We start from the raw sequence: 25772 nt of genomic DNA, 5'->3' as shown, positions 1-25772 counted from the left end.
TGCTGCAGGGTGACCCAGGAATCTTAGGCGGGGATGGCGGGGGCGATTGTCAACGATGGTCAGCCGACCACCGCGCCCGATGGAGGCTGCAGACGGCTACTGGATGCCTGTGGGCCCCGGGGGCTGAGCAGCGGCGGGCGAGACAAAAATCTGCGCAGCATCCACGGCATCAAACCGGTACTGCTGGCCGCAGAACTCGCAACCCACTTCGATGTCGTCGCGCTCGGCGAGGATGCTCTCGGCCTCTTCAGCGCCCAGGTTGCGCAGCATGTTGCTCACGCGCTCGCGGCTGCAGGTGCAGGCAAAACGCGGGCCGCTGGCGCCCTGCTGGGGTTCAAAGCGCAGCAACTTTTCTTCCCAGAACAGGCGGCGCAGGATGGTATCCACATCCAGCGTCAGCAGTTCTTCGCGGGTCAGGCTGGCAGCCAGGTGCGCAATGCGGTTGTAGTCCTCGTTGTGGCCGATCTGGTCTTCGTTCTCGCGGTGCGAGAGGCCCGCAGCCAGGTTGCCCTCGCCCTTGATGGGCATGCGCTGGATCAGCAGGCCTGCGGCCACCTGGTCGTTGGCGCCCAGCACCAGGATGGTGTCGAGCTGCTCGGACTGCAGCATGTAGTGCTGCAGCACGTCCGACAGACGCTCCAGCTTTTCGTGGTGGTCGCCGTGCAGAGGCACCACGCCCTGGTAGGGCTGCTGACCGGGGTGGCGGTCCTTGGGGTCCAGGGTGATGGCGCAGCGGCCACCGCCGCCCACATTGACCATCTGGCTCAGCTTCGCGTCCGGCAGCACCTCGCCATTCACGGTGGCTGTAGCGCGCAGGCTCAGGTCCGACTGCACCTCGGTCACGGCCAGCTTGACCGGGCCATCGCCAAACACCTGCAGCACCAGCGCGCCGTTGAACTTGATGTTGGACTGCATCAGCACGCCGGCAGCCGCCATCTCGCCCAGCAGCTCGCTCACAGGGGCAGGATAGGCGCCGGTGGCGGTGTTGCCCGCCCGGCGTTTCAGGATCTCGGTCCAGGCATCGGTGAGGCGCACGATCATGCCGCGCACGGGCAGACCATCGAAAAGAAACTTGTGGAGTTCAGACACGCAGGGATTCCAGGAGAAAAAAAGCAGCAGAGAGCGCCAGTGGGCGGCGTTCAGCCGATCTTGTGCAGGCCGTGTTGGAAGCGGCGCGCATTGTCGATGTAGTGCTGGGCGCTCTGGCGCAGGCCTTCGATCTGCTCAGGGGTGAGTTCACGCACGGCCTTGGCCGGGCTGCCGATGATCATGGAGCCATCGGGAAACTCCTTGCCCTCGGTGACCAGCGCACCCGCACCCACCAGGCAGTTCTTGCCGATCTTGGCGCCGTTGAGCACCACAGCGCCAATGCCGATCAGCGATTCGTCGCCGATGGTGCAGCCGTGCAGCATGACCTGGTGGCCCACCGTCACCCGCTCGCCCACCACCAGGGGCTTGCCGATGTCGGCGTGCAGCACGCTCGCGTCCTGGATGTTGGAGCCTGCGCCGATGGTGATGCTCTCGGTGTCGCCGCGCACCACGGTGCCGAACCACACGCTGGCGTCTTCACCCAGCACCACATTGCCCATCACCTGCGCGCTGTCGGCCACCCAGGCCGACGCCGCCACTTGGGGAGCCACACCGTCGAGTTCGTAAATTGCCATGCACCCACTCCGCTGAAACAAAAGAAGCGGCACGCCATGGCGCGCCCTGAGAGGTCGCCAATCGTTACAAAGCGCAAGCCTTGGTGCCGATGGCAAGGCCTAGAATTGTAAGGATGGAGCTTCGCAACCGTGCACTGCAGGTCTTGTGCCTGGCAGACCCCGAACAAAAAGCGGCTGCAGCGCTAGAACTGTATGCCCAGGCAGCTACGCTTTCGATAGCAGATACTACCCCTGCGGCCCCCACCGACCCGGACGCACTGCCCGGCCGTCCCGAGCGCCCCGAACTGCTGCGCCACACCCAGGTGGCCCGCCGCTCGCCCGCTACCCCCGAGGGCCGGGCCATCCTCATCCACGCCATCGCCCACATCGAGTTCAACGCCATCAACCTGGCGCTGGACGCCGTGTGGCGCTTTGACGGTATGCCCCGCACCTACTACCAGGACTGGATGCGCGTGGCGGCCGAAGAGGCCAAGCACTTCAGGCTGCTGCGCGACCACCTGCGCAGCCAGGGCCACGACTATGGGGACTTCCCGGCCCACCAGGGGCTGTGGACCATGTGCGAGAAAACCCGGCACGACGTGCTGGCCCGCATGGCCCTGGTGCCTCGCACGCTGGAAGCCCGGGGGCTCGACGCCACGCCGCAGATCCAGGCCAAGCTGCGCCAGGTGGGCACGCCCGACGCCCTGGCCGCCGTTGCCATCCTGGACGTGATCCTGCATGACGAGGTGGGGCATGTCGCCATCGGCAACCACTGGTACCGCTGGCTGTGCGACCGCGCGGGCCAGGACCCGGAAACCCTCTACGGCGCGCTGGTGCAGCGGTACGAAGCCCCCCGACTGAAGCCACCGTTCAATGAGTCGGCGCGACGCAGCGCCGGTTTCAGCGACGCCGAGCTGCGCTGGCTGCAGCAGGCCTAATCACCAAGCCATGTGTTGACGATCCGAGGGGAATACGATGGCTCCTACAATTCTTGGCGATGCCCCCAGCGGGCCAGCGCACCCTCTTTCAAGAACTCCAAGCCCACGCCCATGACCCAAGCCTTCACCCCTGGCACACCGCCCGCGCCACCACCGGGCAACCAATCGTCGGTCGCCATGATTGCGCGCCAAGCCATCGTGAACGCACAACAGGTGGTGGTGGGCTACGAGCTGTTCAACCGCTCGCGCAGCGGAGCCGCCCACACGGCCGCCACCGACGTGATCCTGGTGTTCACCGCCCTGTCGCACGCCGGCACCGAGGAGCTGGTGGGCAAGAAGCTGATCTTCGTCAACTGCACCCATGAAAGCCTGTCGGGCGGCCACCTGGAGCTGGTGGACCCCGACAAGGTGGTGCTGGAGATTCCGCCCCTGGGCCATGCGGCCGCCGAAGAGGTCGCCACGCGCCTGCCCATCCTGACCGAGCTGCGCGACCGGGGCTTTCACCTGGCCTTCAACCACACGGTGCTGCAGTCGGCGTATGCGCCGTGGCTGCCCCTGGCGGACTACATCAAGCTGGACCTGTCGGTGCTGGCGCCCGACCAGCTCGCGGTGCTGATCAGCTACGCGGGCCGCCACTGCAAGGCCGAACTGATCGCCGAGAAGGTGGAGACGGCCCAGCAGTACGACATGGTGTCCAGCCAGGGAGTGCAGCTGTTCCAGGGTTACTGGTTTGCCCGCCCCGCCCTGGTCGAGACCAAGCTGCTCACGCCGTCGCAGGCCAGCATCATCGAGCTGATCAACCAGGTGCGCAAACAGGCCAGCACCGACGAGATCGAAGAGGTGCTCAAGAAGGATGCGGGCTTGGCCTTCAACCTGATGCGCCTCATGAACTCCGCCGGCTTTGGCCTGTCGCGCGAGATCACCTCCTTCCGCCAGGCCGTGATGCTCATGGGCCTGAAAAAGCTGTTCCGCTGGGCGGCGCTGCTGCTGACCGCGTCGCGCAACAACGGCACGCCGTCGTCGGTGGGCCACACCGCCGTGGTGCGCGGGCGCCTGATGGAGCTGCTGGCACTGGAGACACTGCCCCCCGAGGAAGCCGACCAGGCCTTTGTGGTGGGCATCTTCTCGTTGCTGGATGTGATGCTCTCCATGCCCATGGAGTCGGCCATTGGCCTGCTCAACGTGCCCGAACCCGTGGCGGCCGCGCTGCTGCGGCGCGAAGGCTTCCTGGGTGACCTGCTGACCCTGGCCGAGGCCTGCGAGTCCAGCGACGACGCCGTGTTTGACCGCGCTGCCGGCCTGCTGCACCTGACCAGCCAGCAGATCAACTTTGCCCACCTGCAGGCGCTGGCCTGGGCCGACCACATCAGCGACTGACAGCTACCGCCGCCACACTGGCGGCCCCCGGTCAGACTTTGATTCTCTGCCAACGCCCGGCGGTCTAGAATGATCGCCAGCCCTTCATTTCAGTGGACCCCATGTCGAGCACACCCGAACAAGACACCCCGGACGCCGCAGCGCCTGTGGTCGATCCCGTGGACGAGAACCTTGCCATCATTGCGCGCCAGGCCATCGTGGACGAAAGCCGCGCGGTCTATGGCTACGAGCTGTTCGACCGCTCCACCGCGTCCGACTCACACACCGCCGCCAGCGATGCAGCCCTGCTGTTCAATGCCCTGTCCTACGCGGGCACCGAGGCCCTGGTCGGCAAGAAGACGGTGTTCATCAACTGCACGCATGACAGCCTCTCGGGCGGCCACCTGGAGCTGATCCACCCCGAAAAGGTGGTGCTGGAGGTGCCACCGCTGCCCGACAGCGCCACCCCCGAAGAAATCGAAGGCCGCGTGCCCACGCTGGAGGCGTTGCGCACACGTGGCTTTCGCCTCGCGTTTGACCAGCAGGCCCTCAAGCGCGCCTACACCAGCTGGCTGCCGATGGCGGCGTTCATCAAGCTGGACATGCAGGCCTTCAAGCCCGAGCTGGCGGCCCCCCTGGTCAAATTTGCCACCACCCACAGCAAGGCCACGCTGGTGGCCGAAAAGGTCGAAACGGCTGCGCAATACGAGCTGATGCGCGATCTGGGCGTCAAGCTGTTCCAGGGCTACTGGTTTGCGCATCCCTCGCTGGTCAAGGCCACCACCATCCGCCCCTCGCAGGCCACCATCATCCAGCTCATCAACCTCGTGCGCAAACAGGCCAGCACGGCGGAGATCGAAGACCTGCTCAAGAAAGACCCCACCCTGTCTTTCAACCTGCTGCGTTTCATCAACTCGTCGGGTTTTGGCCTGTCGTGCGAGATCACCTCGTTCCGCCATGCGGTGATGATCCTGGGGCTGAAAAAGCTGTTCCGCTGGGCAGCCCTCTTGATGACCACCTCGCGTGCCGGTGGTGCGCCACCAGCCGTGGGCCAGACCGCCGTGGTGCGCGGCCGCCTGATGGAGCTGCTGGCTGCCGAGCTGCTGCCGCCCGAAGAATGCGACAACGCCTTCGTCGTGGGCGTGTTCTCGCTGCTGGACACCATGCTGGGCGTGCCGCTCGAAAAGGCGCTGGAGTCCGTGGCCCTGCCCGAACCCGTGATGGACGCCCTGCTGCGTGGCACCGGTGTGTTTGCCCCGTTCCTGGAGCTGACCAAGGCCTGCGAAAGCGGCGATGAAGTGGCCTTTGCCAAGAACGCCGATGCGCTGCACCTGTCCAACCGCCAGGTGAACTGGGCCCACCTGCAGGCGCTGACCTGGGCCGAGAGCCTGAACGAAGAATAGTCCCGCCTTTCCCCTTAAAAGACCACAGGCCCTGCTTTGACAGGGCCTGTGGCGTTTCTGGGGCTTCAAACCCCTGCACACGGTCAGTTGCCCTGAATTCCTGCCGCGCGGATGATGCGGGCGTTATTTTCGGACTCCAGCGCAATCTGGCGCGCGAACTCGGCCGTGGTGCCACCTGTGGGCACGTTGTCAGTGGCATCGAGCTTGGCGCGAATGTCCGGCAGGGCCAACGCCTTGTTCACCTCGGTATTGATGCGTGTGATGACCGTCTTGGGCGTCTGGGCCGGGGCATAGAGGCCAAACAGGGACGAGAGATTGGCTGCAGGCTGACCCAGCTCGGCGAGCGTGGGCACCTGGGGCAGCGAATCCAGCCGCGCCGGAGCCCCCACCGCCAGCGGCTTGAGCTTGCCCGCCTGGACGTGCTGCAGCACCGCTGGGCCGGCATTGGTCGATAGCACCTCAAACTGCCCGCCCAGCGCGTCGTTCATCTGCTGCCCGCCGCCTTTGTACGGGATGTGCGTGATCTGCACCTGGGCCACCGACTGGATCTGCTCCAGCATGATGTGCCCCAACGACGCCTGCCCCGACGTGGCCCAGCGCACCGTGCCGGGCTGGGCCCGCGCGCGGGCAATAAGGTCCTTGAAGTCGGTCGCCCGGCTCGCGGGCGTGCCCAGCAGCAACACCGGCGAATACATCACGCTGACCACTGGCGCGATGTCCTTTTGCGGATCGAAGGGGGACTTGCCCAGGTGCGGGTTGAGCGCCAGGGGACTGACCGCTGCAAAGCCCAGCGTGTAGCCGTCCGGCGCGGCTTTGGCCACCGCGTCCACGCCAAGGCTGCCACTGGCGCCCGCCTTGTTTTCAATGACCACAGGGGTGCCCAGCTGCACCGCCAGCTTGTCGGCCAGCGCGCGGGCGATGTTGTCGCTCACGCCCCCTGCCGGGTAGGCCACGATGATGCGGATGGGTTTGGCGGGCCACGCCTGGGCCGACGCCACGACGGGAGAGACCACCAGGGCGACAGCAGCAGCGGCCACCCACTGGCGGCGAGAAAAAAGCAGATTCATGGTGAGAGCCAATGGTGAGGAGTTCGATGGGCAGCCGTCAGGTCAGCCCGTCAATCCAGTTCGAGCTTGCGCTCGCGGATCAGCTTGGCCCACTTGTCGTTCTCGCCCTTCACAAAGCCGAAGAATTCCGTGGGTCCCAGAGAATGTACCTCTGAACCTGTGGACGCGAACTTGGCCTTCACCTCCGCTTGTGCCAGAACCTTAGCCAGTTCGGCGGCCAGCTTGTCCACCACCTCCTTGGGCATGCCTGCGGGGCCCACCAGCCCCTGGAAACCGACGGATTCCATGCCGCCGAGCCCAAGTTCAGCGACCGTTGGCACGTCGGGCAACTGCGGGTCGCGGCGGGGGCCCGTCACTGCCAGCGCCTTCAGCTTGCCGCCCTTGACCTGCGGCAGCAGCACCGGCCCTGCATCGATCAGCAACTGCGTCTGTCCGCCGATCAAGTCCTGCACAGCCGGGGCGCTGCCTTTGTAGGGCACATGCGTCACATCCAGCCCGGTCGCCTGGTTCATCAGCTCGCCATTCAGGTGGGTGGAGGTGCCCGCGCCGCCCGATGCGAAGTTCACCTTGCCAGCGTTGGCCTTGGCCCATGCCACCCATTCCTTGAGGTCCTTGGCAGGGTGGTCCAGCCGGGTGACCGCGATGTAGCTGCCCTGGCTGATCTGGCCGATGTAGCTGAATTGCTTGAGCGGGTCGTATGGCATCTTGCGCTGCAAGTACGGTGCGATAGCGAACGGGCCGGTATTGGCCAGCAGCAACGTATAGCCATCGGGCGCGGCCCGGGTCAGCTCGGTCGCCGCCAGCATGCCGCCGGCACCGGGCTTGTAGTCCACCACGATCTGCTGCTTGAGAAGCTCCTGCAGCGGCACCTGCACGGTGCGCGCGGCAAAGTCGATGCCGCCGCCCGGCGGGTACCCCACGATGAGGCGGATGGGCTTGGCCGTGGGCCAGGCCTGCGCCATGGCCAGGGTGGCGGCCCCCAGCAGCAGTGCGCTGGTGATGAGTTTTTTCATGCAATGTCTCCTTGTTGTGGTGTGGGAAAACCGGTCTGGCGCGCCGCTCAGCCCACGCCAGTGTGGTGTTGCACGCTATCCACGGGGGTGATGCTGCGCGTGCAGGGACTTGAGCCGCTCGCGCGCCACGTGGGTGTAGATGGTGGTGGTGGAGATATCCGCATGGCCCAGCAACAGCTGCACCACGCGCAGGTCGGCGCCGTGGTTGAGCAGGTGCGTGGCAAACGCGTGGCGCAGCGTGTGTGGCGACAACGGCACCGTGATACCCGCCACCTGCGCCCACTTCTTCACAATGACCCAGAACATCACGCGCGTCATGCCGCTGCCGCGCTGGGTGACGAACAGGTCGTCGGTCTGCTGCCCGCCCAGGATGGCGCTGCGGGCCTCGTTCAGATAGCGCTCCAGCCAGGCACGGGCCTCTTCGCCAAACGGCACCAGGCGCTCCTTGCTGCCCTTGCCCATCACGCGCAGCACGCCTTCGTTCAGGCCGACCTGGTAGGTCTTGAGCGTGACCAGCTCGGTCACGCGCAGGCCGCTGGCGTACATCAGCTCCAGCATGGTGCGGTCGCGCAGGCCCAGAGGGTTGCCCAGGTCGGGCGCGTTCAGCAGCGCCTCCACCTGCGCTTGCGACAGGGTCTTGGGCACACGCAGCGGCTGGCGCGCCGCCTGCAGCCGCACCGTGGGGTCGGCGGTGATACGCCGCTCGCGCAGCGCCCAGTGAAAGTAGCGGCGCAACACCGTGAGGCGCCGGTTGGCCGAAGTGGCGCGGGTCTGCGCATGGCGGGCGGCAAAGTAGGCCTGCAGGTGGTGTTCGGCCGTGTCGTCCAGCGCCAGGGCGGGCTGCTGGTCGGCCAGCCACTGCGCATACAGCGTCAGGTCGCGCCGGTAGGCGGCCAGCGTGTTGCGCGACAGGCCGTCTTCCAGCCACAGGGCGTCCACAAAGGTGTCGATGGCGTTCAGACTGGGGGCAAGCATCCAAAAACCATAGCATGCATCGCGGGCATTCGACTCCATGGGCACAAAAAAGCCGCCCGAAGGCGGCTGGGGACGGAGGCGGTGGCTTTTATTCCAGCGTCAGCTTCTGCTTGACGACCACATCCTTGTAGACCGCGAACTCGGCCTTGATCTGCTCGGCAAACTGCTCGGGCGTGTTGCCGATCACGAGCGAGCCCGTGTCTTCGATGCGCTTCTTCACGGCCGGGTCTTCCAGGGCCTTGCGCACACCGGCGTTGATCTTGTCCACCACATCCTTGGGCAGGCCCTTGGGGCCCACGATGCCGTAGTAGGCCATGCGGTTCACCGGCTCCAGGCCCAGTTCCTTGAAGGTGGGCGTGTTGGGCAGGGCCGCTACGCGCTGGGGCGCTGCAACGACGATGGGCACCAGACGGTTTTCCTTGATGAAAGGCAGCGCCGAGGGCAGGTTGTCAAAAATCATGGGCACCTGGCCGGCCACGGTGTCGTTCAGGGCCGGGCCCGCGCCGCGGTAGGGGATGTGGGTCACAAAGGTGCCCGAGAGGTTCTTGTACAGCTCCATCTGCAGGTGGCCGATGCCGCCCGTGCCAGACGACGAGTACGAATACTTGCCAGGCGACTTCTTGAGTTCCGCCACAAACGCCTTGTAGTCCTTGGCCGGGAAGCTGGGGTTCACCGCGATGATGTTGGGGGTGGCCGCAATGTTGATGATGGGTGAGAAGTCCGTCAGCGGGTTGTACGGCGTCTTGGGGTTGATGGCGGGGTTGGCTGCGGTGGTGGACACGGTGGCCACGCCCAGCGTATAGCCGTCGGCCGTGGCACGGGCGAGTTCGGCCGCACCCACAATGCCGCCGCCACCGGCCTTGTTGTCCACGATCACGCTTTGGCCAAGCACGCGGCCCAGGGGCTCGGCGATCACGCGCGCAATGATGTCGGTGGTGCCGCCGGGTGCAAAGGGCACAACCAGCCGGATCACCTTGTTGGGGTAGCCTTGTGCGGCAGCCGATCCAGCTGCGGCAGCCAGTACGGTCAGCGCAAGCCATTGACGACGATGCATGGAAATCTCCTTCGTGCGGGGTAACAACAAACAGCGCAGATGGTATGCCCAACGCACGCCAAACCGCCCTGCGGATTCCACATAAGGGCTAACCCTAGAAACAAAGTGGGGGTGGGTAGTCCCCCTGCCCCATTCAGCCTGCCGGGAGCCCCCGTGCGGCTTGCCATGCATCAAGTATTCTCGGTGTGTGAACTACGCCCAACTCCTGCTCCCCGACTTTTCACTCATCTTCCTGGGCTACCTGATCTGCCGGTACACCGCCCTGAACCGCTCGGTCTGGCAGCCGGTGGAGAGCCTGGTGTACTACCTGCTGTTCCCGGTGCTGCTGTTCCAGTCCATCGTCAAAAGCCCGATGGATATTGGCGCGGCGTCGGGGCTGATCGGGGCGGGCATGCTGTCGGGCGTGATCGGCATCGCTCTGGCCTACAGCCTGCCGCACTGGCCCTGGGTGGGCAAGCACATCGATGTGCGCGACCATGCGGCCAGCGCGCAGGTGGCGTTCCGCTTCAACTCCTTCATTGGCCTGGCGATTGCCGAGCGGCTGGCAGGCACCCAGGGCCTGCTGATGATTGCGGTGCTGATCGGCGTGTGTGTGCCGCTGTTCAATGTGGCTGCGGTGTGGCCCATGGCCCGGCACGGGCAGCACAGCTTTGCGCGCGAGCTGTTGCGCAACCCGCTGATCATCGCCACCGCCTCGGGGCTGGTGGCCAATCTGCTGGGCTTTCAGATCCCCGAATGGGCAGTGCCCACGGTCAGCCGCATCAGCGCTGCGTCGCTCGCGCTGGGCCTGATGGCGGCCGGCGCGGGGCTGCAGTTTGGCCTGCTCACGCGGGGCAAGACGCTGAGCGTGTCGGTGCTGGCCATCCGCCACCTGGTGCAGCCACTCGTGGCGTTTGGCATGGCCCGCATGTTCGGGCTCGATGCCGTGCAGACCACGGTGCTGCTGGCGTTTGCAGCCTTGCCCACGGCATCGACATGCTATGTGCTGGCGGCGCGCATGGGCTACAACGGGCCGTATGTGGCGGGGCTGGTCACGCTGTCCACCTTGCTGGGCATCGTGAGCCTGCCGTTTGCACTGGGGGTGCTGCGATGAGCCGGGGTCTGAACCGCAGGCGGCTGCTGGGCGCCAGCCTGGCCACCGCGTTCGGCCTGGTCGCCTGCGGCCGCAAACCTGCGCGTGCCCAGGCCGTCCCGGCAGGCGCCACGGTCCTGGCGCTGGGCGACTCGCTCACGTCGGGCGTGGGAGCCTCGGCCGACACCGCCTACCCCGCCGAACTGGCGCGCCTGACGGGCTGGAAGGTGGTCAACGGCGGTGTGTCGGGCGACACCTCGGCCCAGGCGCTTGCGCGACTGCCGGGCCTGTTGCAACAGCACCAGCCCGCGCTGGTCATCGTGGGCATTGGCGGCAATGACTTTTTGCGGCGCCAGAGTGCTGCCACCGCGCGCACCAACATCCTGCGCATCTGCACCGAGGCACGGGCCAGCGGCGCCCAGGTGCTGCTGGTGGCTGTGCCGGAGCTGTCGCTCATGGCCGCTGCCGGCCGCCTGAGCGACCACCCGCTGTACGAAGAGGTTGCCGAAGAGCTGAAGATCCCGCTGCATGCCAAAGGCTGGTCGAGCGTGCTGGCGCAAGAGCGGTTGCGGTCGGACCAGATCCACGCCAACGCTGCCGGATATGCGGAGTTCGCCCAGGGGCTGGTGGGCACCTTGCGGCAGACGGGGCTGCTGGTGCAGTGAGGACCCGGAGCAACGGCAACCACTCTTATTTTGATAGCTGCCAAGGCATATTGCACTAGCGCTACCAAGCTATTTCTTCCAAAAACACCCTCAAGCAGCGTCCAGAGCCCAGGCCACATGCTCCCGCACCAGCGCGCTGGCATCCTCGGCGCGCGACTGAAGCGCAGCGCGCAAGGCCCCATCGCCCGTGGCACGCAGCGCATTGCCCAGCGCCACGGCCACATTGCGCAGCCAGCGCTCATGGCCGATGCGGCGGATGGGGCCGCCCTCGGTCATGCGCAAAAAGGTGGCTTCGTCCCACGCAAACAGGTGCACCAGCTGCAGGCCCGACAGGCCCTTGCGCTCGTCAAAATCCGGCAGGCGGCTGACCTGCGCAAACTTGTTCCAGGGGCAAATCAGCTGGCAGTCGTCGCAGCCATAGATGCGGTTGCCCATCAGCGGGCGTAGCTCCACAGGGATGGGCCCGGCGTGTTCGATGGTGAGGTACGAGATGCAGCGCCGCGCGTCAACGCGGTGCGGCGCGACGATGGCCTGTGTGGGGCAGATGTCGATGCACGCGCTGCAGCTGCCGCAGTGTGGGGTGACGGGCTCGCTCAGTGGCAGCGCCATGTCCACATAAATCTCGCCCAGAAAGAACATGGACCCCGCCTCGCGGTTGAGCACCAGCGTGTGCTTGCCGCGCCAGCCCTGGCCGCTGCGCGCGGCCAGCTCGGCCTCCAGCACCGGCGCGGAGTCGGTGAACACGCGGTGGCCAAACGGGCCGATGGCCTCGGCAATGCGGTCGCTGAGCTTTTGCAGACGGGCGCGCAGCACCTTGTGGTAGTCCCGGCCACGGGCATAGACGGAGACGATGCCCTCGTGCGGGCGCTGAAGGCGTGAGAGTTCGGCCGCCTGCCAGCCCCCGGGCGCATCCCTGGCCGTATCGCGCGGCAAATAATCCATGCGCGCCGTGATCACACTCACGGTGCCGGGCACCAGCTCGGCCGGGCGCGCGCGCTTCATGCCGTGGGATGCCATGTAATGCATGTCACCATGGAACCCCTGCTCCAGCCAGGCCGCAAGACCCGGCTCGGCCGCAGACAAGTCCACCCCCGCCACGCCGATTTGGGAAAATCCCAGCTCGCGGGCCCACTCCTGCATTTGAGGAACGAGTTGACTGTTGCACCACATACCGGCCAGATTGTAGAAAGCGGCACCGATGCTGCGGCCAAAGCCACGCGCCATGTCACCTGGCACAGCGAGGAAGACACCGCCGCCTTTGCCCAGCGCCTGGCCGCCCAGCCCCTGCTGGCCAACGCCTTCGTGACCCTGCACGGCGACCTGGGCGCGGGCAAGACCACCCTGGTGCGCCACCTGCTGCGCGCGCTGGGCGTGCAGGGCCGCATCAAGAGTCCCACCTACGCAGTGGTGGAGCCCCACGAGGCGCCGGGTCTCTCGATCTGGCACTTCGACTTCTACCGTTTTGACGATCCGCGCGAGTGGGAAGACGCCGGTTTCAGGGACATTTTTGCCAACCCCGGTCTCAAGGTGGCAGAATGGCCGGAAAAGGCCGCAGCGCTTACCCCGCTTGCAGACCTTGCTATCCACATTGAAGCAATGGATGACACCGAAAGGAAGGTCACGCTGCATGCCCCCACCGCCACGGGGCGCAGCCTGCTGCAAGCTCTCTGAGACACCGTGAACGAACCCACCCTGCCCGACCGCCACGCCGCTTCCCAGCCATCGCGCCGTGCCGTGCTGCGCGCCAGCAGCCTGGTGCTGCTGCTGGGCGCACAGCAGATTGCACGCGGCGCCACCATCGTGGCCGTGCGCGTCTGGCCCGCACCCGAATACTCGCGGGTGACCATCGAGTCCGATGGCGCGCTGGTGGCCAAGCAGTTCTTCGTGACCTCACCGCCGCGCCTGGCGGTGGACATCGAGGGCATCGACCTGAGCCCCGAGCTGCGCGAACTGGTGGCCAAGGTCAAACCCGACGACCCCAACATCGCGGGCATCCGCGTGGGCCAGAACGCACCGGGTGTGGTGCGCCTGGTGGTGGACCTCAAGCAGCCCGCCATGCCGCAGGTGTTCACCCTGCCGCCCGTCGCCGCCTACCGCCACCGGCTGGTGTTTGACCTGTACCCCGCAGCGCCTGTGGACCCGCTGGAGGCACTGATTGCCGAGCGCCTGCGCGATGCCAGCGGCCCGGCCGCCACGCCTGTGCCATCGCCCGCACCGGCCACAGCCCGCGCCGCAGAGCACGACCCGCTGGGCGACCTGATCGCGCAACGCGCCAATGGCCCCGCGCAGTCCGGCACCACAGCCCAACCGCCCGTGGTGGCCGCAGCACCCGCGCCCAGCGCCGCCCCTGCCGCGCCCTCACGACCTGGCAACCGCCCCACAGCCACCGAGACCGACCGCATCATCATCGTGGCACTCGACCCAGGCCACGGGGGCGAAGACCCCGGCGCCATCGGCCCCTCCGGCACCCGCGAAAAAGACGTGGTGCTGCGCGTGGCCCACCTGCTGCGCGACCGCATCAACGCCACCACCGTGGGTGGCAACCCCATGCGCGCCTACCTCACGCGCGACGGCGACTACTTTGTGCCCCTGGGCACCCGCGTGCAAAAAGCCCGGCGCGTGCAGGCCGACCTGTTCGTCTCCATCCATGCCGACGCCTTCACCACGCCCGAGGCCCGTGGCGCCAGCGTGTTTGCGCTGAGCCAGGGCGGGGCCTCCAGCACGGCCGCCCGCTGGCTGGCCAACAAGGAGAACCAGGCCGACCTGGTGGGCGGCATCAACGTGCAGTCCAAGGACCAGCATGTGCAGCGCGCGCTGCTGGACATGAGCACCACCGCGCAGATCAACGACAGCCTCAAGCTGGGCACCGTGCTGCTGGGCGAGATCGGCAACGTGGGCAAGCTGCACAAGCCGCGCGTGGAGCAGGCGGGCTTTGCGGTGCTGAAGGCGCCCGACATCCCGAGCGTGCTGGTCGAAACCGCGTTCATCAGCAACCCCGAAGAAGAAAAGCGCCTGCGCAGCAGCGCCTACCAGGAGCAGCTGGCCGACGCGCTGATGCGCGGCATCACGCGCTACTTCGCCAAGAACCCGCCACTGGCGCGCAGCCGATCGGTGTAGGCAGGCAGGGACATCGCGCGCGGGACGGCCAGCCCACCTTGCGCGCACTGCCAACTGCAGGCACAGTAGCCTGCATCGGCCGGGCGCGCACCGCGCCTTGGCCAGCAAGGAGAACTGCCATGGCCCTGCCCCACGCCCAATCTGGTCAGATCGTCAGCGTGCGTCCCCTGGGAGCACGACTGGCCGACACCGTCACCACCGCCGTCCTCAAAGCCGGCCAGCTCGAAGTCATGCGGGTGGTCCTGCCCGTGGGCAAATCCATGAAAGAACACCAGACGCCCGGCGAGGCCACCGTGCAGTGCATCGAGGGCATGGTGGAGTTTGCGAGCGAGCTGGGCGTGCAGCAATTGCATCCCGGCGACTTTGTGCACCTGGCACCGCGCGCGCTGCATTCGCTCAAGGCGGTAGAACCTGCCTCACTGCTGGTGACGATGTGCCTCAAGCCTGCGGAGAAAACCTGAGGCCTCTTCGGCCTCTTGGCTTATTGGCTTCTTTGCACTCCGGGCCCCGAAGGCCTGAGGGGGTGTAGACCGTGCGGCACTGAAGGCGGTCAGCGCCCCAGCCGGAACACGCTCACGATCTCTGACAACCGCGCCGCCTGGTGCTTGAGGCTGTCAGCCGCCGCAGCGCTCTGCTCCACCAGAGCCGCATTCTGCTGGGTGACCTGGTCCAGCTGCATCACCGCCTCGCCCACCTGGCTGATGCCGATGGTCTGCTCGCCCGTGGCGCTGGAGATTTCGCCAATCAGGTCGCTCACCCGCTGCACCTGGGCGACGATGTCTTCCATGCTCTGCCCGGCGTTGCTCACCAGCTGGGTGCCGTTCTCCACCTTCTCCACACTGGCACTGATCAGGGCCTTGATCTCCTTGGCCGCCTCGGCGCTGCGCTGGGCCAGGCTGCGCACCTCGCTGGCCACCACTGCAAACCCACGGCCCTGCTCGCCGGCACGGGCTGCTTCTACCGCCGCGTTCAGCGCCAGGATATTGGTCTGGAACGCGATGCCATCGATCACGCTGATGATGTCGGTGATCTTTCGGGACGCGGCCGAAATGTCCTGCATGGTGGTCACCACCTGTCCCACCACCTCGCCGCCCTTGACCGCCGCCTGCGATGCCGAGCCGGCCAGCGTCGCGGCCTTGCGCGCGGTGTCGGCGTTGTTCTTCACGGTGCTGGTGATCTCTTCCATGGAGGCGGCCGTTTCCTCCAGGTTGCTGGCCTGTTCCTCGGTGCGCTGGCTCAGGTCGGCATTGCCCATGGCGATCTCGCTGGAGCCCGTGGCAATGCTGTCGCTGCTGTGCCGCACGTCGCCCACGATGCGCACCAGCGAGGTCTGCATGCCCTGCATGGCACGCATCATCTCGGCCACCTCGCCACGCCCTTGCACCTCGATGGGTTGGGACAGGTCACCCTCGCCAATGCGCTGCGCCACCGCGCTCACCGCCCCCAGCGAGCGGCGGATGCGCTGCACCACCACCCACGACAGCACCACGAGCAGCGCCAGCCCTGCCAAACCCGCCACCAGCACGGTCATGCGGTAGGACTGGATGAGCTCTGCCGCCTCGGCCGCCTGCTCGGCCGAGCGGCGCACCTGGTAATCCACCATCTTGTCGGCCACGGCGTTGTACTTGTCTAGCACTGGCGCAAATGTGCCCAGCGCATAGGCGCGCGCCTGGGCCATGTCACCCGCCTTTTTCAGCTCCAGCGACTTGTCGCGCGACTCCAGGTACGACTTGCGGATGGTGGCCAGCTCTTCCTGGATGCGCAGGCCCTCCGGGCTGTTTTCCAGCTCGGTATAGCGCTTTTGCACCTTGCTGGTGTCGGCGGTGGTGGCGGCCACTGCCTCCTTGAAATAGTTCTGGAGGTCATCGCCCTCGGTCTGGGCGATGGAGAACACACGCGTGGAATTGACGGCGATGTTGCTGCGCCAGCGCAGCGCCAGTTGCAGCCGCTCCACCTGCTCGGTGGCCAGCTGATCCACCGTGGCCCCCAGGCGCTGCACACGCACCAGGCTCAGCGCCAGGACGACCACCAGCGCCAGCACCGCCACGCCCACAATCAACCCGATCTGCTGCGCCACCGTCAGCTGGGTGCCCACGCCGCCCCGGCCGGCTTGCTGGATGTGCTGGGTCATCGCGTGTCCTTGTGTAAGTTTTGTATGACAAGGAAATGATCTGCCTGCGCAACCCGGTTGGCAACAGCGACAGGCGCAGGGAAACCCTTAGTTCCTCCTGTGCCGCCTGTCCTACACCCAGCACCCTTGCCTGCCTACAGCCACCGCGCGGCCGGGCAGCGACAGTAGAGGCACAGGTCGAGCTTCAGCCGCTACCGCGGTTTGGGGACCACGGCCTGACTCCACAACCATCAAGGAATCTCGCCATGAACATCCGTCACATTCTTCTTGCGACTACCTGCACTGCGGCCCTGGCACTGGGTGGTTGTGCATCCAACCCCACCAACGCCCAGGTCGGCACTGGCGTCGGCGCCGTGGTCGGCGGCGTTGCCGGTAACGCCATCTTCGGCGGCCCTGTGGGCACCATCGGCGGTGCCGCTGCCGGCGCCCTCATCGGCCATGAAGTGGGCGAAGACCGCGACCAACGCCGCCCTTACCGTCGTTAAGCTTCTGGGAATTCCCTCCCCGCCCAGAGCGTTGATCTGGGCATAAAAAGAGCGGCAGGCGCATGTAAATCATGCGCCTGCCGCTCTTTTATTTGTAGCAAATTCGCTGCCTGTCAGGCTGTGCGGGCCTGGCGCCCGGCGCGCCAGGCGCCAAAGATGGCGATCAGGCCCGGCACAAAAATCATCGCCCAGATGATCTTGTCCAGGTTCTCCTTGACCCAGGCAAAGTTGCCGAAGAAGTACCCGGCCGTGGCAATGCCCAGCACCCACAGCAGCGCCCCGCCCACGTTGTAGGCGGTGAACTTGGCGCGATTCATTTCCGCCACGCCCGCCACGAAGGGCGCAAACGTGCGGATGAAGGGCATGAAACGCGCGATCACGATGGTGATGCCGCCGTAGCGCTCGTAAAACTCGTGCGCCTGGTTGAACGCCCGGCGGTTGAACCAGCGCGAATCCTCCCACTGGAACACCTTGGGGCCAAAGTAGCGACCGATGGAGTAGTTGCACTGGTCGCCCAAGATGGCCGCCGCCAGCAGCACCGCACACGCCAGCGGAAAGCTCATCATGCCGGCACCGCACAGCGCGCCAACGATGAACAGCAGCGAGTCGCCCGGCAAAAACGGCATCACCACCAGGCCTGTCTCGACAAACACAATGGCAAACAGCAGGGCGTACACCCACATGCCATAGGCCTGCACAAACGCCTCCAGATACTTGTCCACATGCAGGATGAAGTCGATGAGAAAAGTGACAAGTTCCATGAAAAGGCGGGCCCGGGCGCGGCGCGGAAAAAAGGTGGGCGCATTATCCCCATCACGCCCCACCCCAGCCCGATACCCCTGCGCAGCCCCCGCCCTAAAATCCGGTGGGTGAACGACACCACCCCCTTCCTCGCAGCGGCGCAGCCCGCCTCCAGCCCCCCCACCACCACGCGCCGCCCCATCCGCGATCTGCCCGATGAACTCATCAGCCAGATTGCTGCGGGTGAAGTGGTGGAGCGCCCCGCTTCGGTGGTGCGCGAGCTGGTGGACAACGCGCTCGATGCGGGTGCCACGCAGATCACCGTGCGCCTGTCGGCCGGTGGCGTGCGGCTGATCACCGTGGAGGACGATGGCGGCGGCATCCCGCAAGAAGAGCTGCCCGTGGCCCTGCGCCGCCACGCCACCAGCAAGATCACCAACCTGAACGACCTGGAGACCGTTGCCACCATGGGCTTTCGGGGCGAGGCATTGGCAGCGATTGCCTCGGTGTCGGAGATGGCCCTGCTCTCGCGCCCGGCCGCGCAGGCCAGCGCCTTCTTGTTGGACGCCCGCAGTGGGGAGCTGCGCCCCGCCGCGCGCAGCACCGGCACCACGGTGGAGGTGAAGGAACTGTTCTTCTCCACGCCCGCGCGCCGCAAGTTCTTGAAGACCGACGCCACCGAGCTGGCGCACTGCATTGAATCCGTGCGCCGCCACGCACTGGCACGGCCCGACGTGGGCTTTGCCATCTGGCACGAAGGCAAGCTGGTGGAGCAGTGGCGCGCCACCTTTGTGCCGGGCCAGGGTGATCCGCAGGACGCCCATGACGCGCTGGCCCGCCGCCTGTCGGACGTGCTGGGCGAAGACTTCGTCACCCAGTCGGTCGCCGTGCAGCACCGCGTGGGCCCGGTCACCGTCACCGGCCGCGCAGGCCTGCCCGACGCGGCGCGCTCGCGGCCCGACCACCAGTATTGCTACGTCAACGGCCGCTTCGTGCGCGACAAGGTCCTCACGCACGCCGCCCGCAGCGCCTACGAGGACGTGCTGCACGGGCACAAGCAGCCCATTTATGCGCTGTATGTCGAGATCGACCCGGCGCGTGTGGACGTGAACGTGCACCCCACCAAGATCGAGGTGCGCTTTCGCGACAGCCGCGAGGTGCACCAGGCCGTGCGCCATGCGGTGGAAAACGCGCTGGCTGCGCCACGGGCGGCTGCATTGGCAGCGGCTGCGGCGGCACCCAGCCCCTCCGCAGCCGGTGATGGGGAGCATTTCAAGCCCCAGACGCCCCAAGCGCCGGTGTGGAATGCCCAGGCCGCTATCAAATTTGAAGAACGTGGTCACCGTGTGGAAGACCTGCAGGCTCTGTGGAGGCCGCGCAGTGCGACGCCTGCCAGCCCCGTGGCAGACCCCGCATCTGGCGCGGCCGTGGGCGGTTTGTGGGCGCCCTCAGCCCAGGCAGATGCGCCCGCAGCATGGGCAACGCCTGCCGCATACCATGCATCTGCCACGCCCTGGGACGGTGCGCCGTCCGCACAGACTGCCGCTCCGGTTGCAGGCTCCCCCACCGAGCCCTCGGCCAGCAACCCACCCACGGCCTGGCCTGTGGGCCGCGATGGCAACGAAACCGCCTGGCCCCTGGGCAAGGCCGTGGCCCAGTTGCACGGCGTGTACATCCTGGCCGAAAACGCCCAGGGCATGGTGGTGGTGGACATGCATGCCGCCCACGAGCGCATCGTCTACGAACGCCTGAAGGCCCAGGTGGACAGTGGCGCGCGCATTGCCAGCCAGCCCTTGCTGATCCCCGCCACCTTCGCTGCCACGCCGCAGGAAGTCGCCACGGCCGAAGAGTCTGCCGACGTGCTGGCCACGCTGGGCCTGGAGGTGGTGCCCTTCTCGCCCAAGACGCTGGCCGTGCGCGCAGTGCCCATCACGTTGGCGCAGGGCGACCCGGTGGAGCTGGCCCGCAGCGTGCTGGCCGAGCTGGCCGCCCACGACGCCACCACCGTGGTGCAACGCGCCCGCAATGAAATCCTGGGCACCATGGCCTGCCACGGTGCCGTGCGGGCCAACCGCAAGCTCACCATCGACGAGATGAACGCCCTGCTGCGCCAGATGGAAACCACCGACCGCTCCGACCAGTGCAACCACGGCCGCCCCACCTGGCGGCAGTTGAGCATGAAGGAGCTGGATGCGCTGTTCCTGCGCGGTCGGTAACGGCGGGCACTTCCCCGCCCGCGACATAGCCAGAGCCCTTTCCTCCAGCCATTGCCCACCGCCCTCCATGACCCAGCACCGCTACCACCGTACCACCCACGCCACCGCATCGCGCATGCTGGCAGCCACTACCACCCTGTGCGTGGCCTGGTCCGCCCACGCCGGGCGCCCCCTGACCGTGGACGATGCGGGCGTGGACGAGGTGGGCCATGGTCACGTCGAAGTGTGGTGGGAGGGCCAGCGCGGCCAGCCCGGCACGGTGTACATGGCCCCTGCCTTCACCCCCATGGCCGGACTGGAGTTGGGCGCCGTGTTGGCACGTGACCGCAACGAGCGCCACATCCTGCAAGGCGTGCAGGCCAAGTGGCTTTGGAGCCCCGCACAGGAGCAGGGCTGCAACGCAGGCAGCAGTGCCGGTGTCGTGCACCGGCGCCAAGGTGCCGGGCAGAGCGCAGGCAGCGTGGTCGCGCTCAACCTCATCGGCACATGCGCCGGGACCTGGGGCGTGGTCAATGCCAACCTGGGCAGCCAGCGCGAGCGCGGCCAGTCCTGGCGCGCCACCTGGGGCGCATCGGTGGAACGCAGCTGGGGTGCCATCACGCCGCACCTGGAGGCCTTTGGCACCCGGGGCAGCGCCCCCACCTTTCAGACGGGTGCACGGTGGGAGTGGGCGCCTGGCAAGCAACTCGATGCTACCGTGGGCCGCCAGCAAGGGCGCACCTTATTGAGCCTGGGGTTTGCGCTGGGGTTCTGACACAAGCGCAATGCATAAAAAAAGCCCGCGCATGCGGGCTTTTTTGTGGGCGTTCGGCACGCCGCACTGTCACGGCCGATGTCGCGGTCAGTTGTCCCGCGCAGCCTTGGCGGTGTCGGCAAAGTCGCTGAACACGCCGTCCACACCCAGGTTGAAGAACAGCTTGTACTCGGCCTTGGGATCACCCTTGAAGTCCGAGGCCAGGCGCTTGGCTTCGTTGCGGAACGTGTAGGCGTGCACGAACAGACCCTCGGCGTGGGCGTTCTTCACCACGTCGGTGGGCGCCATCATCACGCGGTCGCGCTCGTCGATCTTGCCGTCGCCGTTCAGGTCGTCGGCCTTGCCGTCCTTGTTGGCATCCACTTGCTTGGAGGGGATCAGGTACGGCTTCCAGGGGCCAATGCCGTCGGCATAGGTCTTGACTTCCTTGAGGCCTGCGGGGGTCAGCAGGCTGGCGAAGGTGCGCGAGTCACCGGCCACGGCAAAGTCATAGGGCTTGTCGTACGGGGCCACCAGCGACATGGTGCCATCGGGGTTCACATCGTCCGCGTCCACCAGCTGCACCAGGCGCACCTGGGTCTTGGTGCGCAGGTACTTGAGGTTGGAAACCTCGAACGACTGGATGATGACGGGCGAGCTCTTGGAGGTGTAGCCGTACTTGGCCAGGATGGCCAGCAGGCGGTCTTCCAGCGGCAAGCCTTGCTTGACGTGGTAGGTGGGGTGCTTGGTTTCGGGGTACACGCCCACGGCGCGGCCAGCCTTGGCGCCTTCGGTCTTGGCCAGGTCCAGCACTTCTTCAAAGGTGGGGATCTGGAACTTGCCGTTGTACGACTGGTCGCGGTCCGACAGAGGCTGGATGGCGCGCAGGGTCTTGAGTTCGGCCAGGGTGAAGTCGGTGACAAACCAGCCTTCCTCCTCTACGCCATCGACCACTTTCTTGGTCTTGCGGCCCGCAAACTCGGCGCGGGTGGAGACATCCGTGGTGCCCGTGATGTTGGGCTCATGGCGGGCAACCAGCACACCGTCCTTGGTGGCGACCAGGTCGGGCTCGATGAAGTCGGCGCCCATGTCGATGGCCAGCTTGTAGCCCTCCAGCGTGTGGTCGGGCCGGTAGCCCGCCGTGCCCCGGTGGCCGATCACCAGGGGCTTGTCGCCGTTCAGGGTGGGGTACGGATAGTTGTCGCTGCCGCCGCAGGCTGCCAGCGTGGCCACCATGGCCAGCGCTCCCCATTTCACACCAGTGATGTGCATGCTCTTCTCCTCGCTATGTTGTTGGTAGAACCGCCGAACTGTGGGGTCGGCATGTGACAAGACCATGACGTCCGTTTTGCAAACGCATGACGGCCGCACCACACACCAACCGCACCAATATGTGGCAAATATCTCGGCCACATTCCCCACCATTGTGCATAGGCATCGGCATAAACGTATAACTTTTGAACATAATTCGATGTTGCAGTGCGCCAAACCGGTGCGTTAGCGATCTTTGACGTTGTTGACTTTTGATGCTGAAAGCCTTTTGAACCATGAAACACGCGACCGCCGAGAGCTTCCTTTCCCACGTGGCGCTCCGCAACCCCGGCCAGCCGGAATTCCTGCAAGCCGTCACCGAAGTGATGGAAAGCCTTTGGCCGTTCATCGCGCAGCACCCGCGCTATGCCGAGCATGGTCTGCTGGAGCGGCTGGTGGAGCCCGAGCGCATCGTGATGTTCCGCGTGTCCTGGGTGGACGACCATGACGGCGTGCAGGTCAACCGGGGCTACCGCATCCAGCACAGCATGGCGATCGGCCCGTACAAAGGCGGCCTGCGTTTTCATCCGTCGGTCAACCTGTCGGTGCTCAAGTTCCTGGCGTTTGAGCAGACGTTCAAGAACGCATTGACCACGCTGCCCATGGGTGGTGGCAAGGGCGGTTCTGATTTCGACCCCAAGGGCAAGAGCCCTGGCGAAGTCATGCGCTTTTGCCAGGCGTTCGTGACCGAGCTGTACCGCCATGTGGGCCCCGACACCGATGTGCCCGCCGGCGACATCGGCGTGGGCGGCCGCGAGGTGGGCTTCATGGCGGGCATGTACAAAAAGCTGGCCAACAACGCGGCCAGCGTGTTCACCGGCAAGGGCCTGTCGTTCGGCGGCTCGCTGATCCGCCCTGAAGCCACAGGCTACGGCACGGTGTACTTTGCGCAGGAAATGCTCAAGACCCGAGGCCGTTCGTTCGACGGCCTGCGCGTGTCGGTGTCCGGCTCGGGCAACGTGGCGCAATACGCCGTGCAAAAGGCGATGGAGCTGGGCGCCAAGGTGGTGACGGTGTCGGACTCCAGCGGCACCGTGGTGGACGAGGATGGCTTCACTCCCGAAAAGCTCGCCATCCTGATGGATGTGAAGAACCACCTCTACGGCCGCGTGAGCGACTACGCCGCCCGCACAGGTGTGAAGTTTGAAGCCGGTGTCCGCCCCTGGCATGTGAAGGTGGACGTGGCCCTGCCCTGCGCCACGCAAAACGAGCTGGACGAGAACGACGCGAAAACGCTGATCCAGAACGGCGTGCTCTGCGTGGCCGAGGGCGCCAACATGCCCTCGACCATCGAGGCCGCCAAGGCCTTTGAGGCCGCAGGCTTGCTGTACGCCCCTGGCAAGGCCAGCAACGCAGGCGGCGTGGCCACATCCGGCCTGGAGATGAGCCAGAACGCCGCCCGCCTGTCCTGGCCCCGCGAGGAGGTGGACGCCCGACTGCTGCAGATCATGCAGGGCATCCACGCAGCCTGCCTGCACTACGGCAAGCGCGCCGATGGCAGCGTGAGCTACATCGACGGCGCCAACATCGCCGGCTTTGTGAAGGTGGCCGACGCCATGCTGGCGCAGGGCGTGGTGTAAGGGGAAGGGCCGGGCCTTGGAATGTGTTTGCGTTCCAAGAGCCTGTTCACGCAGCAAATCACTGGGGCTTCGGCCCCTTTGTTTTTGGCGCGCAGCGCAGTGCAGGCTATGCTGCACTTGAAAACCAATACGCACACTTTCGGGAGTCCGCCGTGGAAATCTTCAGCTTCTTGAACGTCATGGTCGAAAAGGGAGGCTCGGACCTCTTTTTCAGTGTCGGTGCGCCGGTCAATCTCAAGATCGAAGGGGTCACACACCCGTTGAAGATGCCCGCCTTGCTGCCCGGTCAGGTCAAGCAGCTGGCCTACGCGGTGATGAACGAAAAGCAGATCGGCGAGTTCGAGGCCAAGCAGGAGATGAACCTGTCGATCTCGGCCGAGAACCTGGGGCGCTTTCGGGTCAACGTGTTCGTGCAGCGCGGCGAAACCGGCATGGTGGTGCGCTACATCAAGAACAAGATCCCGCCGCTGGCCGCGCTGGGCCTGCCCCCGGTGCTGGAAAAGCTGGTGCTGCGCAAGCGTGGCCTGGTGCTGGTGACCGGGGCCACGGGCTCGGGCAAATCGACCACGCTGGCATCGATGATCAACTACCGTAACGAGAACGTCACGGGCCACATCCTCACCATCGAAGACCCGCTGGAGTTTTTGCACGCGCACAAGCGCTCGGTGGTGGACCAGCGCGAGGTGGGCATCGACACGCAGTCGTACGAAGAGGCCCTGAAGAATGCGCTGCGCGAGGCGCCGGACGTGATCATGATCGGCGAGATCCGCGACCGCAACACCATGAAGCAGGCCATCGCCTATGCCGAGACCGGCCACCTGTGCCTGTCCACGCTGCACGCCAACAACGCCAACCAGGCCATGGAGCGGGTCATCAACTTCTTCCCCGAAGACGCCCACCACCAGCTACTGATGGACCTGAGCCTGAACCTGGCCGGCGTGATCTCTCAGCGCCTGATCCCCGGCCTGCACGAAAAGCTGGTGCCTGCGGTGGAGGTGATGCTCAACTCGCCCTACATCGCCGACCTGATCGCCAAGGGTGAGTTCTCGGGCATCAAGGAGGCCATGGGCCACAGCACCGAGATCGGCATGTGCACCTTTGACCAGGCGCTGTACCAGCTCTACACCGACAGCCGCATCTCGCTGGACGAGGCCCTGCACAACGCAGACTCGCGCACCGACCTGGCGCTGCGCGTGCGCCTGGCGGCCGGCGTGACCACGCAGGATGCAGGAGAGCTTTCCATCGATACCTCCTCGCCCATGCAGTCGGCCTCGCGGCTGTCGTGAACGGCGTGCTGGCGCCAGCGCCGGGACGGCGCCAGGGATATCGTCTGCTCCACCACTGCAAGCCACCGGCTCCCGTGCTTGATCCTCACCGAACTTTTGTACCTGCGCCAGAATCAGTCGGACGATGAAACGAATCCCTCTTCTTGCATCCCTGGGGCTGGTGGTGGCCGTGAGCGTGGGTTGCGCCACCCTTGACGCCAAGCAGCGCGAATGGATCTTCCAGCCCAGCGACCGCAGCTGGGGCGGCGCGCCGTCCACCGAAGGCATGCAGGACGTCTGGATCGAGTTCGCCTCCGACGCCAGCGGCAAGGCCGAGCGCCTGCACGGGCTGTGGCTGCCCCACACCCAGGCCGGCGCGCCGGTGCTGCTGTACCTGCACGGCGCGCGCTGGAACGTGGCGGGCTCGTCAGGCCGTATCCGGCGCATGCAGGAGCTGGGCTTTTCGGTGCTGGCCATCGACTACCGGGGCTTTGGGCGCAGCAGCGCAGGCCTGCCGTCCGAGGCCACCGCCGCCGAGGACGCCCGCGCCGCCTGGAACTGGCTGGCCGAGCAGCACCCGGACAAGCCGCGCTACATCTTCGGCCACTCGCTGGGCGGCGCCATTGCGATCGATCTGGCGCGCCAGGTGCCGGATGAAAAGGGCACCATCGTCGAAGGCACCTTCACCAGCATCCCCGACGTGGTCAGCACCTTCAAGTGGGGCTGGCTGCCGGTGTCGCCGCTCATCACGCAGCGGTTCGAATCCATCCGCAAGGTGGCCGAGATCGGCTCGCCGCTGCTGGTGGTGCATGGCAGCGACGACAGCCTGATCCGCCCCACGCTCGGCCGCCAGCTGTACGAGGCAGCGCGGGAGCCCAAGCAGTTTGTGCTGGTAGAGGGCGGCTCGCACCACAACACCAACTCTGTGGGCCAACGGCAGTACCGCGAGGCCGTGGCCTCGCTGTTCCACCTGAAGTAAGCGCAGCGGCTCGCCGCGACGAGTCAGC

General features: G+C 66.2%; 24 protein-coding genes. 14 read left to right on the top strand and 10 right to left on the bottom strand.

What is annotated here, in order from left to right:
• Window positions 1–96: 96 nt before the first annotated feature.
• Both hslO and ACTJKQ_RS06045 read right to left on the bottom strand, forming a co-directional pair.
• Window positions 97–1089 carry an Hsp33 family molecular chaperone HslO gene (gene hslO / locus ACTJKQ_RS06050; protein ID WP_440596315.1) on the bottom strand — a complete coding sequence of 331 codons (993 nt, stop codon included), beginning with the start codon at window positions 1087–1089 and terminating at the stop codon, window positions 97–99.
• Between the two features lie 50 nt (window positions 1090–1139).
• Entirely contained in the window at window positions 1140–1664 is a 525-nt protein-coding gene (locus ACTJKQ_RS06045) for a gamma carbonic anhydrase family protein (protein ID WP_056061680.1), read from the bottom strand.
• A 113-nt stretch (window positions 1665–1777) separates the two neighbouring features.
• Between ACTJKQ_RS06045 and ACTJKQ_RS06040 the strand changes: the two genes are divergently transcribed.
• The 3 genes from ACTJKQ_RS06040 to ACTJKQ_RS06030 all read left to right on the top strand — a co-directional run bounded on the left by ACTJKQ_RS06040 (window position 1778) and on the right by ACTJKQ_RS06030 (window position 5340).
• Window positions 1778–2581 carry a ferritin-like domain-containing protein gene (locus ACTJKQ_RS06040; protein ID WP_440596314.1) on the top strand — a complete coding sequence of 268 codons (804 nt, stop codon included), beginning with the start codon at window positions 1778–1780 and terminating at the stop codon, window positions 2579–2581.
• A 111-nt stretch (window positions 2582–2692) separates the two neighbouring features.
• A complete protein-coding gene (locus ACTJKQ_RS06035) occupies window positions 2693–3958 on the top strand; it encodes an EAL and HDOD domain-containing protein (protein WP_440596313.1) in 1266 nt (421 codons plus the stop codon).
• A gap of 101 nt (window positions 3959–4059) precedes the next feature.
• The gene (locus tag ACTJKQ_RS06030) at window positions 4060–5340 is read left to right on the top strand and encodes an EAL and HDOD domain-containing protein (RefSeq protein ID WP_056061670.1); all 1281 of its coding nucleotides are present in this window, start codon (window positions 4060–4062) and stop codon (window positions 5338–5340) included.
• Between the two features lie 83 nt (window positions 5341–5423).
• Here the strand turns inward: ACTJKQ_RS06030 and ACTJKQ_RS06025 are convergent, their stop codons facing one another.
• The 4 genes from ACTJKQ_RS06025 to ACTJKQ_RS06010 form a co-directional block, all read right to left on the bottom strand.
• A complete protein-coding gene (locus ACTJKQ_RS06025; protein ID WP_146871162.1) occupies window positions 5424–6407 on the bottom strand; it encodes a Bug family tripartite tricarboxylate transporter substrate binding protein in 984 nt (327 codons plus the stop codon).
• 50 nt (window positions 6408–6457) lie between these two features.
• Window positions 6458–7420 (bottom strand): Bug family tripartite tricarboxylate transporter substrate binding protein, encoded by a 963-nt coding sequence (locus tag ACTJKQ_RS06020; protein WP_056743435.1) that lies wholly within the window; start codon window positions 7418–7420, stop codon window positions 6458–6460.
• A gap of 75 nt (window positions 7421–7495) precedes the next feature.
• The gene (gene xerD, locus ACTJKQ_RS06015) at window positions 7496–8395 is read right to left on the bottom strand and encodes a site-specific tyrosine recombinase XerD (protein ID WP_116749375.1); all 900 of its coding nucleotides are present in this window, start codon (window positions 8393–8395) and stop codon (window positions 7496–7498) included.
• An 88-nt stretch (window positions 8396–8483) separates the two neighbouring features.
• Window positions 8484–9449 carry a tripartite tricarboxylate transporter substrate binding protein BugE gene (locus ACTJKQ_RS06010; RefSeq protein ID WP_056743439.1) on the bottom strand — a complete coding sequence of 322 codons (966 nt, stop codon included), beginning with the start codon at window positions 9447–9449 and terminating at the stop codon, window positions 8484–8486.
• Between the two features lie 187 nt (window positions 9450–9636).
• Here ACTJKQ_RS06010 and ACTJKQ_RS06005 point away from each other — a divergent pair, with 187 nt between their 5' ends.
• Window positions 9637–10542, top strand: coding sequence for an AEC family transporter (locus ACTJKQ_RS06005; RefSeq protein ID WP_056061656.1), 906 nt, complete (start codon window positions 9637–9639; stop codon window positions 10540–10542).
• Window positions 10539–11186, top strand: coding sequence for a GDSL-type esterase/lipase family protein (locus ACTJKQ_RS06000; protein ID WP_440596312.1), 648 nt, complete (start codon window positions 10539–10541; stop codon window positions 11184–11186). The genes ACTJKQ_RS06005 and ACTJKQ_RS06000 overlap by 4 nt, the downstream gene beginning before the upstream one ends.
• A 90-nt stretch (window positions 11187–11276) precedes the next feature.
• Here the strand turns inward: ACTJKQ_RS06000 and queG are convergent, their stop codons facing one another.
• Window positions 11277–12326: a tRNA epoxyqueuosine(34) reductase QueG gene (queG, locus tag ACTJKQ_RS05995; RefSeq protein WP_440596311.1), complete on the bottom strand. Its 1050-nt coding sequence runs from the start codon at window positions 12324–12326 to the stop codon at window positions 11277–11279.
• A gap of 12 nt (window positions 12327–12338) precedes the next feature.
• Between queG and tsaE the strand changes: the two genes are divergently transcribed.
• The 3 genes from tsaE (at window position 12339) to ACTJKQ_RS05980 (ending at window position 14764) form a co-directional block, all read left to right on the top strand.
• Window positions 12339–12857 (top strand): tRNA (adenosine(37)-N6)-threonylcarbamoyltransferase complex ATPase subunit type 1 TsaE, encoded by a 519-nt coding sequence (gene tsaE / locus ACTJKQ_RS05990; protein WP_440596310.1) that lies wholly within the window; start codon window positions 12339–12341, stop codon window positions 12855–12857.
• Between the two features lie 6 nt (window positions 12858–12863).
• Entirely contained in the window at window positions 12864–14303 is a 1440-nt protein-coding gene (locus ACTJKQ_RS05985) for an N-acetylmuramoyl-L-alanine amidase (protein WP_440596309.1), read from the top strand.
• A gap of 119 nt (window positions 14304–14422) precedes the next feature.
• Window positions 14423–14764, top strand: coding sequence for a cupin domain-containing protein (locus ACTJKQ_RS05980; protein ID WP_440596308.1), 342 nt, complete (start codon window positions 14423–14425; stop codon window positions 14762–14764).
• Window positions 14765–14853: 89 nt separating this feature from the next.
• On the opposite strand, the gene ACTJKQ_RS05975 is transcribed toward ACTJKQ_RS05980, so the two are convergent.
• The gene (locus ACTJKQ_RS05975; RefSeq protein WP_440596307.1) at window positions 14854–16434 is read right to left on the bottom strand and encodes a methyl-accepting chemotaxis protein; all 1581 of its coding nucleotides are present in this window, start codon (window positions 16432–16434) and stop codon (window positions 14854–14856) included.
• A 245-nt stretch (window positions 16435–16679) separates the two neighbouring features.
• Between ACTJKQ_RS05975 and ACTJKQ_RS05970 the strand changes: the two genes are divergently transcribed.
• Window positions 16680–16919 (top strand): glycine zipper 2TM domain-containing protein, encoded by a 240-nt coding sequence (locus ACTJKQ_RS05970; protein ID WP_056061634.1) that lies wholly within the window; start codon window positions 16680–16682, stop codon window positions 16917–16919.
• 113 nt (window positions 16920–17032) lie between these two features.
• Here ACTJKQ_RS05970 and ACTJKQ_RS05965 read toward each other — a convergent pair whose 3' ends face one another.
• Window positions 17033–17680 carry a DedA family protein gene (locus ACTJKQ_RS05965; RefSeq protein WP_056061629.1) on the bottom strand — a complete coding sequence of 216 codons (648 nt, stop codon included), beginning with the start codon at window positions 17678–17680 and terminating at the stop codon, window positions 17033–17035.
• 108 nt (window positions 17681–17788) lie between these two features.
• Between ACTJKQ_RS05965 and mutL the strand changes: the two genes are divergently transcribed.
• Both mutL and ACTJKQ_RS05955 read left to right on the top strand, forming a co-directional pair.
• Window positions 17789–19876: a DNA mismatch repair endonuclease MutL gene (gene mutL / locus ACTJKQ_RS05960; protein WP_440596306.1), complete on the top strand. Its 2088-nt coding sequence runs from the start codon at window positions 17789–17791 to the stop codon at window positions 19874–19876.
• 67 nt (window positions 19877–19943) lie between these two features.
• Window positions 19944–20630: a hypothetical protein gene (locus tag ACTJKQ_RS05955; RefSeq protein WP_440596305.1), complete on the top strand. Its 687-nt coding sequence runs from the start codon at window positions 19944–19946 to the stop codon at window positions 20628–20630.
• Window positions 20631–20717: 87 nt separating this feature from the next.
• On the opposite strand, the gene ACTJKQ_RS05950 is transcribed toward ACTJKQ_RS05955, so the two are convergent.
• Window positions 20718–21881, bottom strand: a complete 1164-nt coding sequence (locus tag ACTJKQ_RS05950) for a glycerophosphodiester phosphodiesterase (protein WP_440596304.1) — start codon at window positions 21879–21881, stop codon at window positions 20718–20720.
• A gap of 275 nt (window positions 21882–22156) precedes the next feature.
• On the opposite strand from ACTJKQ_RS05950, the gene gdhA reads away from it, so the two are divergent.
• The 3 genes from gdhA (at window position 22157) to ACTJKQ_RS05935 (ending at window position 25744) form a co-directional block, all read left to right on the top strand.
• Window positions 22157–23500: an NADP-specific glutamate dehydrogenase gene (gdhA, locus tag ACTJKQ_RS05945; protein ID WP_440596303.1), complete on the top strand. Its 1344-nt coding sequence runs from the start codon at window positions 22157–22159 to the stop codon at window positions 23498–23500.
• Window positions 23501–23652: 152 nt separating this feature from the next.
• On the top strand, window positions 23653–24786 hold the full coding sequence (locus tag ACTJKQ_RS05940) for a PilT/PilU family type 4a pilus ATPase (protein WP_260666836.1): 1134 nt from the start codon (window positions 23653–23655) through the stop codon (window positions 24784–24786).
• Window positions 24787–24910: 124 nt separating this feature from the next.
• Complete coding sequence (locus ACTJKQ_RS05935; RefSeq protein ID WP_056743467.1) at window positions 24911–25744, top strand: alpha/beta hydrolase; 834 nt, start codon at window positions 24911–24913, stop codon at window positions 25742–25744.
• Window positions 25745–25772 lie beyond the last annotated feature (28 nt).

It is taken from the genome of Acidovorax sp. 22279, assembly GCF_052045435.1.
In the GTDB taxonomy this organism is placed as follows: Bacteria; Pseudomonadota; Gammaproteobacteria; order Burkholderiales; family Burkholderiaceae_C; genus Acidovorax; species Acidovorax delafieldii.
The sequence above is the reverse complement of the archived record's forward strand: the minus strand, read 5'-3'. Positions and strand labels throughout refer to the sequence as shown.